Annotated in this window: 10 protein-coding genes, 1 other RNA gene and 1 other annotated feature; all 11 genes read right to left on the bottom strand. The window is 43.5% G+C overall.

Annotated elements, in window-relative coordinates:
• Window positions 1-12 precede the first annotated feature (12 nt).
• The gene (locus tag H605_RS0107920) at window positions 13-780 is read right to left on the bottom strand and encodes a tRNA threonylcarbamoyladenosine dehydratase (RefSeq protein ID WP_029053728.1); all 768 of its coding nucleotides are present in this window, start codon (window positions 778-780) and stop codon (window positions 13-15) included.
• A gap of 133 nt (window positions 781-913) precedes the next feature.
• Window positions 914-1094, bottom strand: a non-coding RNA gene (ssrS, locus tag H605_RS18610) — 6S RNA.
• A 75-nt stretch (window positions 1095-1169) separates the two neighbouring features.
• Window positions 1170-2939 (bottom strand): aspartate--tRNA ligase, encoded by a 1770-nt coding sequence (aspS, locus tag H605_RS0107915; protein ID WP_029053727.1) that lies wholly within the window; start codon window positions 2937-2939, stop codon window positions 1170-1172.
• Between the two features lie 534 nt (window positions 2940-3473).
• Window positions 3474-4736 carry a histidine--tRNA ligase gene (hisS, locus tag H605_RS0107905; RefSeq protein ID WP_029053726.1) on the bottom strand — a complete coding sequence of 421 codons (1263 nt, stop codon included), beginning with the start codon at window positions 4734-4736 and terminating at the stop codon, window positions 3474-3476.
• Between the two features lie 74 nt (window positions 4737-4810).
• Window positions 4811-5029: a binding site (T-box leader), on the bottom strand.
• A 239-nt stretch (window positions 5030-5268) separates the two neighbouring features.
• Complete coding sequence (gene dtd / locus H605_RS0107900; protein WP_029053725.1) at window positions 5269-5709, bottom strand: D-aminoacyl-tRNA deacylase; 441 nt, start codon at window positions 5707-5709, stop codon at window positions 5269-5271.
• Between the two features lie 16 nt (window positions 5710-5725).
• Window positions 5726-7924: a RelA/SpoT family protein gene (locus tag H605_RS0107895; RefSeq protein WP_029053724.1), complete on the bottom strand. Its 2199-nt coding sequence runs from the start codon at window positions 7922-7924 to the stop codon at window positions 5726-5728.
• A gap of 149 nt (window positions 7925-8073) precedes the next feature.
• Entirely contained in the window at window positions 8074-8586 is a 513-nt protein-coding gene (locus tag H605_RS0107890; protein WP_029053723.1) for an adenine phosphoribosyltransferase, read from the bottom strand.
• Window positions 8577-10694 (bottom strand): single-stranded-DNA-specific exonuclease RecJ, encoded by a 2118-nt coding sequence (gene recJ, locus H605_RS17575; RefSeq protein ID WP_232321235.1) that lies wholly within the window; start codon window positions 10692-10694, stop codon window positions 8577-8579. Before recJ ends, H605_RS0107890 begins: the two co-directional genes overlap by 10 nt.
• Before the next feature lie 118 nt (window positions 10695-10812).
• Window positions 10813-12696, bottom strand: a complete 1884-nt coding sequence (gene ltrA, locus H605_RS0107880; protein ID WP_232321236.1) for a group II intron reverse transcriptase/maturase — start codon at window positions 12694-12696, stop codon at window positions 10813-10815.
• 707 nt (window positions 12697-13403) lie between these two features.
• Window positions 13404-13703, bottom strand: coding sequence for a single-stranded DNA-binding protein (locus H605_RS0107875; protein ID WP_248681207.1), 300 nt, complete (start codon window positions 13701-13703; stop codon window positions 13404-13406).
• A gap of 469 nt (window positions 13704-14172) precedes the next feature.
• Window positions 14173-14532 carry a lipopolysaccharide assembly protein LapA domain-containing protein gene (locus H605_RS0107870; RefSeq protein ID WP_029053720.1) on the bottom strand — a complete coding sequence of 120 codons (360 nt, stop codon included), beginning with the start codon at window positions 14530-14532 and terminating at the stop codon, window positions 14173-14175.
• Between the last annotated feature and the right edge of the window lie 63 nt (window positions 14533-14595).

Below are 14595 nucleotides of genomic sequence, written 5' to 3'. Positions count from 1 at the left end.
TCAACCACTCCTTTATTTAGCATCATTGACACGTTCGACGGGAATATCTGCCACTATATCATTTAATACCCAACTGGCGAGAATTAAACCTGCGACCGATGGACAAAATGCGTTAGAAGCTGGAGGCATTTGTGCTTTCCGTATCGATGCATCGGCGTTCCCAACCGTTTCCAGGACGTCTTCCCGTACGACAATTGGGCTTTCATCAGAGAACACGACAGGCACACCTTTAGGAATACCCAGCTTGCGCAAACGAAGACGCATCACTTTTGCTAGTGGATCCGTATGCGTTTTCGAAATATCTGCAATCCGGAAACGAGTCGGATCTGTTTTATTGGCAGCCCCCATACTCGAGATCACTTTAATACCACGCTCGACACATTGCTGGATCAGATGAATCTTATAGCTGATCGTATCCGATGCATCGATCACATAATCCGGCTTATATGAGAAGAATTCTTCAAACGTTTCCTCCGTGTAGAACATATGTAGATCGATCACTTCACACTCTGCGTTAATATCCGCAATCCGTTCTTTCATGACGGCGGATTTCGAACGTCCTACCGTCGACAAATAGGCGACTAGTTGGCGGTTGATGTTGGTGACATCAATCGTGTCTTTATCTACCAAAATAATGCGTCCAACCCCAGTCCGCGCGCACGCCTCAGCTGCGAATGAACCGACTCCACCGACACCTAAAATCGCCACTGTCTTACCTTTCATTCTCTCTACGCCTTCTTTACCAATCGATAATTCGTTTCTCGAAAATTGATGTAACATCTATACCGCATCCTTTATGATTAATTGTATTCACTCTATCCTAAAACAGTCACCTGCACTCGCGCAACTAACTGAATTTTAGACAATAAAAAACCTTCTCGCTTTAGCAAGAAGGTGAATTGTTGTGAGAAAGTGAAATCCCGACTGTGCCGTCTTTGAATATCGCTTTGAACCCGCTAATAGCAGGTGGGTGTCCTGTATAACTCTTTTGGCGTCCCGATTAAAGGCATGTCATCCAAGCTATAACGTTGAACTCCCGACGATAAGATGTTGGGTCAAAACTAATTTACAAATGACGAACACTTCAGGATTTCTACTAACTTCATCTTATCATAAGTGTTTTTATAATTCAATCTATTTTAACGAAGTCTTTAAAAATAGTTGTTTTCTCACTTTTTTACGGGTTCAGCGACTACTTTAATCCCGAGTTCTTTCAACTGTGCATCGTCAACAGAACTTGGTGCTTCTGTTAATAGATCACTTGCACTAGCTGTTTTAGGGAACGCGATCGTGTCACGCAAGTTTGTAGAACCTGCAAGCAACATCACGATACGGTCTAGACCGAACGCGATTCCGCCGTGCGGAGGTGTTCCGTATTCAAACGCATCCAACAAGAATCCAAATTGCTCACGTGCTTGCTCCTCTGTAAAGCCAAGTGCTTTGAACATTGCTTCTTGTACATCACGTTGATAAATACGTAATGATCCGCCACCTAGTTCATAACCGTTCAACACTAAGTCATACGCTTGTGCTTTCACAGTTTCTGGGCTAGTTTTCAATTCTTCTACATCAGCCGGCATAGTGAATGGGTGATGCGCTGCGTAATAACGGCCATCTTCCTCATCGTACTCAAATAACGGCCAGTCCGTTACCCACAGGAAGTTATACTGAGACTGATCAATCAAGTCCAGTTCTTTTCCAAGCTTCAGACGTAAAGCGCCTAATGAATCGGCTACTACAGACTTCTTATCTGCTCCGAATAAGAATAAATCCCCAGGTTCTCCGCCGCCTGCTGCTTTCAACGCCTCGCCAATTTCTCCGTCAAAGAATTTCGCAATCGGGCCATTGAAGCCGTCTTCCGTCACTTTCAACCACGCCATACCTTTAGCGCCATACACTTTGGCAAACTCGCCAAGTGCATCGATATCTTTACGAGAATACTGATCTGCCGCACCTTTAACGTTGATTAGCTTCACCTGTCCACCCGCTTCCACTGCGCCAGCGAATACTTTGAATGAAGAGTCTTTGACAATCTGAGATACGTCCGTCAATTCCATTCCGAAACGAGTGTCCGGCTTGTCTGAACCAAAACGCCCCATTGCTTCATCATAAGGAATGCGTTTAAACGGCGTTTCAACATCTATTTGTTTGACATCTTTCATTACTTTCTTGATCAAACGTTCATTAAGTTCCAAAATTTCTTCGATCGACATGAAACTCATTTCCATATCGATTTGCGTGAATTCTGGTTGACGGTCTGCACGTAAATCTTCATCGCGGAAACAACGAGCGATTTGGTAGTAACGATCGAAACCGGATACCATCAATAACTGCTTAAACAGCTGTGGTGACTGTGGCAATGCGTAGAATTCACCTTCGTGAACACGGCTTGGCACTAAATAGTCACGTGCGCCTTCAGGAGTCGATTTCGTTAGGATCGGTGTTTCTACTTCCAAGAATCCTTCGTCATCCAAGAAGTTACGTACTGTTTTCGTAATATCTGAACGCATTTTGAAAACTTTTGCAAGCTCAGGGCGACGCAAGTCTAAGTAACGATACTTCAGACGCGTTTCTTCGCCTACATCCGTTTCGTCCTCGATTGTAAATGGCGGGTTTTTCGCTTCGTTGATAACTTTTACTTCAACAACTTGAACTTCGATTGCACCTGTTGCGATGTTTTTGTTCTTTGTGCGTTCTTCACGTTCGATGACGAGACCGGTAACTTCGATGACGTATTCGTTACGCAATGTTTCAGCAATTTCGAGTGCTTCTTTTGAGATGTCCGGATTGAAGACCGTCTGGACGATGCCTGCGCGGTCGCGGACGTCGATGAAGATTAGTCCGCCAAGGTCACGGCGCTTCTGCACCCAGCCTTTGAGCGTGACTTCTTCTCCGATTTGTAGTTCTGATAAGTTCCCACAATAATGTGTGCGTTGCATAGTAGCTACACTACCCTTCTGATGTTTGAGTTTGTATTTTGTTTTTTAAAAATGAAGACTAAGTAGAAAGTAAAATTAGTGTTGTGGTTGGGGATTTCCGTTCCGAGCGGACGCTTTCCTGTGGGCATGGCTTGAGCCTCCTCGTCCGCTTCGCTACCTGCGGGGTCTCAAGGCACATGCTCATAACGCTTCGCTTTTAATCGCAGAAGTGATTGCTATTCCCGCGGGAGTCGCCGCTCTGCACTTCAATCCCTACTTAGAACTTTGAAATAAGTTGTGGCTGTACTTGAATTGGATCTCATATTTGCACTTGAAACAGAGTACAAGTATAGAAAAGAATCCTTTTACTGACTTTCATAATGTCTTGAAGTAACTAAAGTCGCTTAGTAGGATTGGAGCGTAAGAGGGGCGACTCCCGGAGGATCAGCTCGACAGGTGAGACAACCAAAGGGAGCTTGCGACCTGGTTGGCTAACCGCGAGCCCTCGGGAAAGCGTCCCCTCTGAAGCGCAAATCCCATGCGCTATCTATACTCTTACTTCTTCAATTCCCCAATCAATTCGTCAACCGTTACTTTTTTCTGTTCGCCGTCCGCCATGCTCTTCAGTTGGACGACGTTTTCGTTCACTTCATCTTCACCGATAACGATGACGTGATGCGCTTTCAAGCGGTCTGCTGACTTCATTTGAGCCTTCATCTTGCGGTCCATATAGTCCATCTCGCTGCGTAAACCATTCTCGCGTAGCTTGCCAAGAATTTCAAAGCCTTTTCCTCGTGCCGCATCGCCGAGTGTGACGATATAGACGTCGAGTGAAGGTTCGTCTGTAAAGGACTTTTCTTCCGCTTCAAGTGCTAGTAATAGGCGCTCGATGCTGAGGGCGAAGCCAATTCCTGGTGCTGCTGGGCCGCCGATTTCTTCAGCGAGTCCGTTGTAACGTCCGCCGCCACATAGAGTCGTGATTGCACCAAAGCCTTTAGACGTGCTCATAATCTCGAATGCGGTGTGATTGTAGTAATCAAGACCACGTACAAGATTCGGATCGTATTCGTACTCAATGCCTGCAATGTCTAAGTAGTTTTTCACTTTCTCGAAGTACGCGCTTGATTCTTCATTGAGATAATTAGCTAATGAAGGTGCTGTTTTCATCAATGGGTGTTCTCTATCCACTTTACAGTCCAAAATGCGCAACGGATTTTTCTCCAGACGGTTTTGGCAGTCTGAACAAAATTCCCCAATGTTCGGGCTGAAGTGTGCAATCAGCGCTTCGCGGTGTGCTTCGCGTGATTCTTTGTCTCCAAGTGAATTCAGTACGAGTTTGATATCCGACAAGCCGGCTTTCTTATAAATATTCATCGCCAACTCGATTACCTCTGCATCGATGGCTGGATCATCACTGCCGATTGCCTCTACGCCGAACTGGACGAATTGACGGTAACGGCCAGCTTGTTGACGCTCATAGCGGAACATCGGACCTGTGTAGTATAGCTTCACAGGCTGATCTGCATAGCCAAACATCTTGTGCTCGACGAATGAACGCACGACAGGTGCTGTACCTTCCGGACGCAACGTCATCGAGCGATCTCCTCGATCCGTGAATGTGTACATCTCTTTTTGCACGATATCTGTCGTATCACCGACTGTGCGTTGGAATAATTCCGTTTGCTCGAAAATCGGTGTGCGGATTTCCTTGTAATTGTAGACATCACAAATCGAACGAGCGATCTTTTCAACGCGCTGCCATTTCCAGGAAACGTCAGGAAGAATATCCTGCGTACCGCGGGGAACTTTAAAATTCATTAGTAAAACTCCTTTCGATCATCTAATAACGGGTGAACTTTCTGAGAACACAAAAAAGCTCCCATCCCTAATAAAACAGGGACGAGAGCTTGTAGCTTCCGCGGTTCCACCCAAATTGACACAAAAGTGCCCACTCGAATCCGGATAACGGCCGGTTCCGTCCACGCCTACTAATTTCAGCATGAATCCTCCGTGGTGTTCTTCGCCTTACGGTACTGTCAGGGAATTTCAGCCAAGTTCCCCGTTCTCTTTCCAGCCTGAAGTAAAGGTATTTTCCACATCATCGGTGTATGAATTAATTCGATTACTATCTATGTTAGTCGTAACCGCTAATACTGTCAACTTGTTTGATGAATTAAGTATGAAGATCAGAACTAGCAGATGCTCATAGAAAACGTACATCCACTCTATTACCATACATAAGCGCTCTATGACACGTCGCAACCGCTCTATTGCACCAGCTATCCGCTCATAGACTCGCGGCGAGCGCTCTATCACACCCCGCAACCGCTCATTAACCCCAATCGACCTCTTATCTAGACTCAACCATCAACGTCACAGGACCATCATTCGTCAATTGCACGTCCATCATCGCACCAAACTGTCCTGTTTCCACGTGAAGTCCATGACCGCGTAGCTGTTCATTGAAGTATTCCCACAAAGGTTCTGCTACATCGGTTTTCGCCGCCTCGATAAAGCTTGGACGACGTCCTTTTTGTACGTTGCCATACAAAGTAAACTGGGAAACTGACAGAATCGCGCCATCAACTTCTTTAATTGAACGATTCAATTTCCCGTCGTCATCTTCATAAATACGCAAGCCGGCGACCTTATTGGCGATATAGTTGGCATCTTGTTCGGTATCTTCATGCGTGATGCCGACAAGCAACACATAGCCAGTTGAAATAGAGCCTGTAATTTCTCCGCCAACTGTTACGGAAGCATCTTTCGCACGCTGTAATAATACTCGCATGTTCACACCTCCCTATTTAGTTCATAACTCGTTCTACGGAATACACATCTTTGATCTGTTTGATTTTATCGACAGTGCGTTGCAGATGCGTGATGTTTTGGATCTTGATCGACATATGGATATGCGCGATATCATCTTTATCCGCTTTGCCACTTACTGCGATTATCGGCGTATTCATATCCGCCACGACCATCATGACTTCATTGAGCAACCCTTGTCGATCGAATGCGGAAATTTCAATATCAACCTGGAATTCTTTGCGAACTTGATCGTCTTGCAATGCCCATTGGACTTCAATGATACGCTCTTGCTGTCCTTGTTCAGACAAAACGTTCGGACAATCAGTACGGTGAACGGAAACGCCTCGGCCACGTGTAATGAATCCAACGATTTCATCGCCTGGTACCGGGTTACAGCACTTTGAAATACGAATCAGCATATTGTCGATGTCTTTGACGATTACACCGGACTCCGTCGATTTCTCTGGCTTTGGTGTTTGAATTTCTGAGACGATTTTATCAATCGTTTCTTTCTTCACGCGTTCTTTGCGCATTCTCTCAGCTAGTCGATTGACTACTTGTTGTGCGGTTATGCCGCCAGAACCAACCGCCGCGTAGAGGTCTTCTTCAGAAGTGAAACTGAATTTATCAATAGCACGCTGCATATTTTCATTACTTAACGCTTCTTTGATATCATACTCTTCTTCTTTTAATTCTTTCTGAATCATCTCGCTACCTTTGTCGATGTTCTCGTCACGCAATTGCTTTTTAAAATATTGGCGAATCTTATTTTTCGCCTGGGATGTATGTGCCAATTTCAACCAATCACGGCTTGGACCAAATGACTGTTTCGATGTCAGAATCTCGACGATATCGCCTGTCGATAACGACGAATCAAGCGGTACGATTTTCCCATTCACTTTAGCTCCGGTCGTCCGGTTCCCAATTTCGGAGTGGACGCGATAGGCAAAGTCGATCGGTACGGAACCTTGCGGCAATTCGACGACATCCCCGTCCGGTGTAAATACATAGACCATGTCCGAAAATAAGTCGAACTTCAATGATTCCATAAATTCCTGTGCATTGGACGATTCATTTTGAATTTCCAATATTTCACGGAACCAAGTCAGTTTCGAATCAATATCACTGGAAAGCTTTGCGACTTGTTTACCTTCTTTATATGCCCAGTGCGCTGCCACGCCAAATTCCGAAATTCGGTGCATTTCTTCCGTTCGAATTTGTACTTCAAGCGGATCTCCTGCGGGTCCAACAACTGTCGTATGAATGGATTGATACAAATTTTGTTTCGGCATCGCAATATAGTCCTTAAATCGTCCGGGCATCGGCTTCCATAATGTATGGATGATTCCAAGTGCCGCATAACAATCTTTAATGCTTTTTACGACAATACGAACCGCCAGTAGATCATAAATTTCATTAAACTCTTTTTTCTGGATGACCATCTTTTGATAAATAGAATACAAATGCTTGGGTCTGCCGTGAATTTCTGCAGCGATTCCCATTTCATCCAGTTCGACGCGCATTTGGTTCATGACGTCTTTCAAATATTGTTCACGTTCTGTCCGCTTTTGCTTCATGAGATTCACGATACGGTAATATTGTTGGGGATTAGAATAACGCAATGCAATATCTTCGAGTTCCCATTTGATCGTGGAAATTCCGAGACGGTGAGCGAGTGGAGAGAAGATTTCTAATGTTTCTTCCGATACACGACGTTGCTTCGCTGCCGGAACATGTTTCAGTGTACGCATATTATGCAGACGGTCTGCAAGTTTGATTAAAATGACACGGATATCCTGTGCCATCGCGATAAACATTTTGCGGTGGTTTTCCGCTTGCTTTTCTTCATTGGATCTAAATTTCAATTTATCAAGCTTGGTTACACCATCAACGAGCATTGCAACTTCATCACCGAATTCACGAATAATATCTTCGCGGCTAATATCCGTATCCTCCACCACATCATGCAAGAAGCCGGCCGCGACGGTTTCTGGATCCATTTGAAGACCCGCCAAAATGCCTGCGACTTGAATTGGATGGTTAATATACGGTTCACCTGAAGTCCTAAACTGCCCTTCGTGCGACTTTTCAGCCATCACATATGCCCGCTTAATGAATTCGACGTGTTCTTCGTTCATATATTTCGCGACCAAGTCGTATATGTCTTGTTCTGTCAGGTCTTGATTTTTCGCCATTTACTTACCCCTTTCAACCTATTTCGTAAATATTTAGATAATAATTTTTAGTAGTATATGTATAATATCACCTATATGTAAAGCGAATCAAACCCAGTGCCTATATTAATATAGCAAGAATCCTCCGCATTAAGCGAAGGATTCCCCAATCAGTACGTAATTAATGCCTTAATGTTTTCATTCGTCAACTTTTCGCGACCGTTCAAGTACGATAGTTCGATTAAGAATGCACAGCCAGCTACTACACCGCCTAGTTTCTCGATCAATTCGACTGTTGCGCCGACTGTACCGCCAGTTGCAAGTAAATCATCGACAACGAGTACACGTTGGCCGGGCTTGATAGCATCTTTGTGAATCGTTAATTCATCTTGTCCATACTCTAAGTCATAAAAGACCGAGATCGTTTCGCGTGGTAATTTGCCAGGCTTACGAACCGGTGCAAAACCGATTTCAAGCGCATAGGCAACAGGACATCCGATGATAAAACCGCGCGCTTCTGGCCCTACGATAATATCTACGTCCAATCCCTTCGCATATTCGACAATTTGGTCTGTCGCATATTTATATGCTTCTCCGTTATCCATAATCGTCGTGATGTCTTTAAAGCTGACACCCGGTTTCGGATAATCGTCTACAGTCGTTACATACTTTTTTAAGTCCACAGTTTTTCCTCCTCAACAGCTTCCGTCTCGCGTAAAGAGTTGAATACCTTCTTTAAGTCCTGATACGGAGCATAAAGCAACAACTCTTCCAGCTTGATTTGCTGTTGGCGTTTTTTATACGATGGCGCTTCTGCCAAATCACGTTTGTCTGCAGAAGTGAGCATCGTCACCTTACCATTCTCTAGTGTAACAAATTCTAGTTCATAAAACACTTTTGTCATGAACTTTATCATATCTTTTTTCCAACCTTTATGTTTGGAAAGCATATCAATTTGATTGTACAGATCAAATGTCTCACGTTTTTTCAAAAAGCTGTAATACCAACCAAATTGTTGACGATCTGGCATCTTTTCAAAGTACATCGAATCATGCACATGCAGGTGAAGATACACTCGGTTGGCAAGCGTCTTTTCCATCACTTGCTTCAACTGTTCTTCGGCCTGTGGCATATCGAGTAATACGATAGCAGAAGACGGATGAAGTTCATCGCGTCCTATCAAAGAAATCGGTATTTCTTTGAAAAATGGCGCGAAATGTTGGACGGCTTCTTCACTAAACGCAATAAACTGTGCTTGATCTGGAATCAGTGGCAACCATCTAGCAGGCTCCCGAATTCCACGGTAATCGAACAACTGCCACTCGTCACATTTCACATCTTCTACAAGTAACTGTGCTTTCTTGTTACCATTCCATTCATTGATCTGCAAATCACCCGTCAAACTAAGCTTACTTTGCGGTGCCATTTCGTCCGCCAATGCTCCCGCTCCGAAAAATATCGCATCTAGACGTTCACTACGATCGCCCATTTCAAGCTTCAAATGATCTTTCGCTGACCCTATTTTACGGACAGAGATCGTGTCGAGCTGCTCTAATAAGAAAACTGGCTTCGGGAATCCCATACCAAACGGCCGGATTTTCTCTAGCGCTTCGATGGAGGCGATATCAATTTCATCCAATCCCAGTGGTACATCGATAGATAAAATGGGCTGTAAATCTTCTTCCGTCAATACTTCCTTCGCCTGTTCATTCAAATTTGAACGCAATAATTCGACGTCCTCTATTTTCAATGACATCCCGGCAGCCATCGCATGTCCTCCGAAATGTGGCAGAATCGACGCATTCTTCGACAGTTCCTTATACAAATCAAAGCCTTCAATACTGCGCGCAGAACCTTTCGCAATTCCTGTTTCACGATCGAGCGACAAAATGATGGATGGACGGTAATATTTCTCCGTCAGTCTCGACGATACGATACCGACAACACCCGGATTCCAGCCTTCACCTTCTATGACTAACACGTGAGGCACATGATCGCCATAACGGATTTCCACTTGCTCTTGCGCTTCTTTCGCGATTTCTTTCACTAATTGTTGCCGTTCTTTATTTAAATCATTCAATTCTTCCGCAATTCCTAGTGCTAGCTGCTCATCTTCCGCCTTTAATAAATCGACCGCTGGATCCGCATCGCCAAGTCGGCCCGGTGCATTCAGACGAGGACCGATCGTAAAGCCAATCGTTTCTTCCGATAAAGCGCTCTGCTCATGACCACTCACTTGCATCAACGCTTTGATGCCAGGACGCTGCGTGCGACGTAATCTGCGGATACCTTCTTTCACCATATAACGATTTTCATCTTCTAACGGAACTAAGTCTGCGATGGTGCCGATCGCTACGAATTCTAGCAAATCGAGCGGTGGTTCTCCAAGTAAAGCAGAAGCGAGTTTGAATGCCACTCCTACACCTGCGAGTTCTCCAAATGGATAATTACCTTCTGGATGACGTGGGTGAATGACCGCATCCGCCTCAGGTAGTACGTCGCCCATTTCGTGGTGGTCAGTTACGATGATCGTCATCCCAAGCGACTTCGCGAATGCGACTTGTTCGATGCCTGAAATTCCGTTGTCTACGGTGATAAGGACTTCTGTGCCTTCTGTATGTAGTTGTTCAAAATAGTCGCTGTTCGGTCCGTAGCCATGTTCAAAACGGTTAGGAATAGCGAAGTTCACTTTTGCACCAAGACGTTCGAGCGCTGTCGTTAGCACGGTGACGCTTGTTACGCCGTATAGTGATAGGTAAGCCTTTGAGTTTATCGCCAGCTTTTCCCCCACTTCACACCGTGCGTGAGACTTTCACCTCACACGGCGTTCCATCGAAAAATTTCAAAACTTTGGTAATCTACATAACTTAACAGAATTCACTTGTTCGTTTGTATGTCTAATCGTCCAATTAGATTGTTAATTGTTGTAGTTCCAGTTTCTTTCGTAGCGTATTTATCTTATTCAGGCTTTGTGAGTTGGTTAGTAACTTTTTATACTTTAAGATTATTTCTTCATCTATTGCATGGATTAAGATGTGGATTTCCTTATCAACGAGACAGAGGTTGTTATATTGGTCAGTACCACCTTGCAACCGTGGTACTTTATGATGACAATGAATCGTCATCGGGTTTAACATTTGCCCAGTTACATGGCATTTTCCTCTTTGTGCACAATATAATGCTATACGGTTATCGTTGTACTCTATACTTCGTTGTGGAATTGGATGCTCCATCAAAAATCGAAGAATATTAATATCAACAGTCGTCAGGTTTTTGTGAATTTCTTCTCTACCTTCTTTTGTATATGCATTCACCGTGTTTCGCTTCATCATCGGATTTTTGTGTTTAATATATCCAATGGGTAGGAGCGGATCTCGTGATATAAATCTTAATTGTTTGCTCTTCCCGTATTCTTTCTTAATGAAATCAGATGTTATCACACCTGTTTTCTTAATTCGCCTTTTCATACGATGGTCTTTCATGCATGCATTCACTTCGTATGCAATGTTCCCCATATCTTCGGAAATCATTGTAGCGGTACGGAAATATTGATGAAGTCCTATTACAGTCGAGTTGTAGAGTGCTATTTTTCTTGCTTGGTCATTAACACCGCTATCATGTCGAATACCGTTAATGATTTGCTTCAAGTTTTTCTTTGTGCGTCTTACTGCCTGATCGCACATATGACTCTTCACAATCCATTTATCACCCTTAGGAATTAGTTTCATCTTAAACCCTAAGAATTCAGAGTAGCCCTTTTTGAGATTCACTATTTTTGATTTGTCTTCGCTTATTTCTAAACCAAGTCTTTCTTTCAGCCAGTTTTGTACCGCGATAAATAATCGTTTGGCGTGATTAGGATTACTGCAAAAGATTTTGAAATCATCCGCATATCGAACAATATAACATTCTTTTAGCTTGGATTTCCTGAGCATCCTGTATTTGTAACCTTTATCAGCGTGATTATTTTTCTTTTTATGGTATTGCAGATAATCCTTTTTAGTAGGAACATCCTCCCATTGGCTTTCAATCCAGCGGTCAAGTTCATTGAGAACGATATTAGATAACAAAGGAGACAAAATCCCTCCTTGTGGCGTACCTTTCTCATTCTCGATGATTTGTCCATCTGGCAACTTGATTTTCGCTTTGAGCATTTTCGAAATAATAGTGAGTAAATTCTTATCTTGTATCCCCATTGCCCACATTTGTTTTAACAACTTGGCATGAGACACGTTATCGAAGAATCCCTTAATATCTATATCAATTACATATGACATTTTTGAATTCTGCATTAGACGATAACTTTGTGCTATCGCATTCTCAACTGAACGGTTTGGTCTAAATCCATGACTTCTCCCTGAGAATTTTGCTTCAACTATGGGTTCAAGAATTTGTAGTATACACTGTTGGACTATCCTATCCCAAATTGCAGGAATTCCTAAAGGTCTAATTTTCCCATTCGGCTTTGGTATTTCTACTCGTCTAACTGCTTTCGGTTTATAATCTCGAAGCTTATTTCTAACAAAGCCAACAAATTGCTCCTCGGTTAGCTTAGATATATGCTCGATTGTTCGACCATCAACGCCAGCCGTTTTGCTACCTGTATTTTTCTTGATATTTCGATACGCCAACTTAATGTTTTCAGAAGAACTAATCATGCTCATTAAGTTTCTGAAACTACTGCCATTTTTGCTTTGTTCATGCAGCATATCAAGTGTATCTTGCATGTGGTAATACTCTGCATTTCTGAGTTTGGACTTTTTAACATGTTTTACGATTTGTGAATTTGCCACAGACATCAACCCCTCTCTCAAGTGGTGATTCTTTTAGTCGTACTCGAATCTGTGTCTGTTATGCATTTATAAGTCTTTGAAATTTCCGACTAGAGCCTATCCCTCCACCACTTATTATCATGGTTTCAAAGGTACTATGGCTCCACTCTCACGAAAGGAAAATCAGTTTTAATAGGTCGCCCCTTTATCTACTGAACTGTTTCGCAGGTAGGTTAATACCTCCACATCCTTCGTTTTCCACGTTCCGATTTCTTTATCCGTACATATATCCTTAGGTTTCTCCTATAGTCCTGTATGCTTGAACTTGCCTGTAACAAGTTATGGGTTTTCATAACGCCAGATTTTTACTCGCCCACACACACGATGGCACTGCCACCTGTTACATTTCTGTAACAACTACGTCTAGACCCGTACATTCAGAGATTCGTCAGTGCTTGTGCAGCACATTCTAACCATAGATATTTTATGGACTCCCGGCATATAGGACACACCATCCACCTCTGGACAGCTTTCGTATTAGATACTTGCTGAGCTTTCTCTAACTTACGGTATCTCTCTGCCGACTTCACCGAGCTTCAAACCTTTCAATATAACCGTTGAAAGGCTTGTCGGAGTATCAGAGTAGGCGTTTCAAGGCGTTACCCAATCATTCCACCTATCAAGAAATCAGTTCTCCTAGGATTTATCCTAGTGTCTAAGCTTTTCACTCAGAAACGTGTCGCACCGGCATCATAATCTCCATATATTGTGAGTTGTTGCTGTGTATCGATTGCATGTTGGATGCGATCGACAGCTTTTTGCATGTCATGTAATAAAAATGGGTCATGCAAGTTGGACTCGTCCATGTGCAAGTACGCGTTTGCTTGTTCGCTTGTGGTGATTCCGCGTGCAACGAGTATTTTCGTCAGCATCGTGGAAAGGTTCAAGTCTTTCGCGAGCTGGTTGACGAGTTCTTCGTCTGGCCGATCGATTTGCCATCTTTTTTTGGATTGTATCAATGCTTTCACATCCTCTGTTCTTATTATAGCGAATGTGGATGGAGACTGAAAGGAAACGATATGGGAAGATTGGGAGTGGGATGACGCCGTTGATCTGCGTTCCAGGCGGACGCTTTCCCATGGGCCCGCGGTGAGCCAACTAGGTCGCAAGCTCCCTTTAGTTGTCTCACCTGTCGGGCTGATCCATCGGGAGTCGCCGCCTTCCACTCCGATCAACTACTGTCGTTTTCTTTCTATGCGACGTGAGGGATTGCCTTTCGACATAAGACAACTGATTGGATAATACGTAGCTTACTTTTTAGACTAAATAAAGTCCTCTTTTATGTTCATATAAAGAAAAGCACCTACCAAAACCACAACGAGAGCCACTACTTACGAACCCAAGCAAAATACCGTAACACTATCGCATTTCCCTCCTTAACAACGAACAAAAAACCACAGCAAGCCGCACATCACGAGTTGCTGTGGTTAGACCTATTTAATACAACTCTTTCGGTGGAATAATCTCCGCTTGAACTAATGGTGGCTCCATCAATGCATCGATACGCTCTTCCATTTCTTGCATTTCTCTACGCTGCGCTGTCAACTCTTCTTCCTTCACATGTAACTGCTTTTCCAACTCCTTCACACGTCGCCCACCTATATACGACTTATAAATAGCAAAGAAACCACTAATAATCGCGCCTAGCAATGCTGAGCCCAAAATAATTAGCACAAGTGGGATCATCTCTGTACCAAAGAAGTAATTCACCGGTACAGACTCCACGTTAAATACAGCAAATACTGCGATCAACACAGCAAATAACAAACCGACTAAAATAGTCCATTGAAATTTCATATGCATCATTCCTCCATTCAAAAAAAGCAGGATATACCGAAGTATACCCTGCTCTTTATATAG

The sequence above is a fragment of the Sporosarcina ureae DSM 2281 genome, assembly GCF_000425545.1.
Lineage (GTDB): Bacteria > Bacillota > Bacilli > Bacillales_A > Planococcaceae > Sporosarcina > Sporosarcina ureae.
Note: the sequence above shows the minus strand (reverse complement) of the source record. Positions and strands in the feature narration are given on the sequence as shown.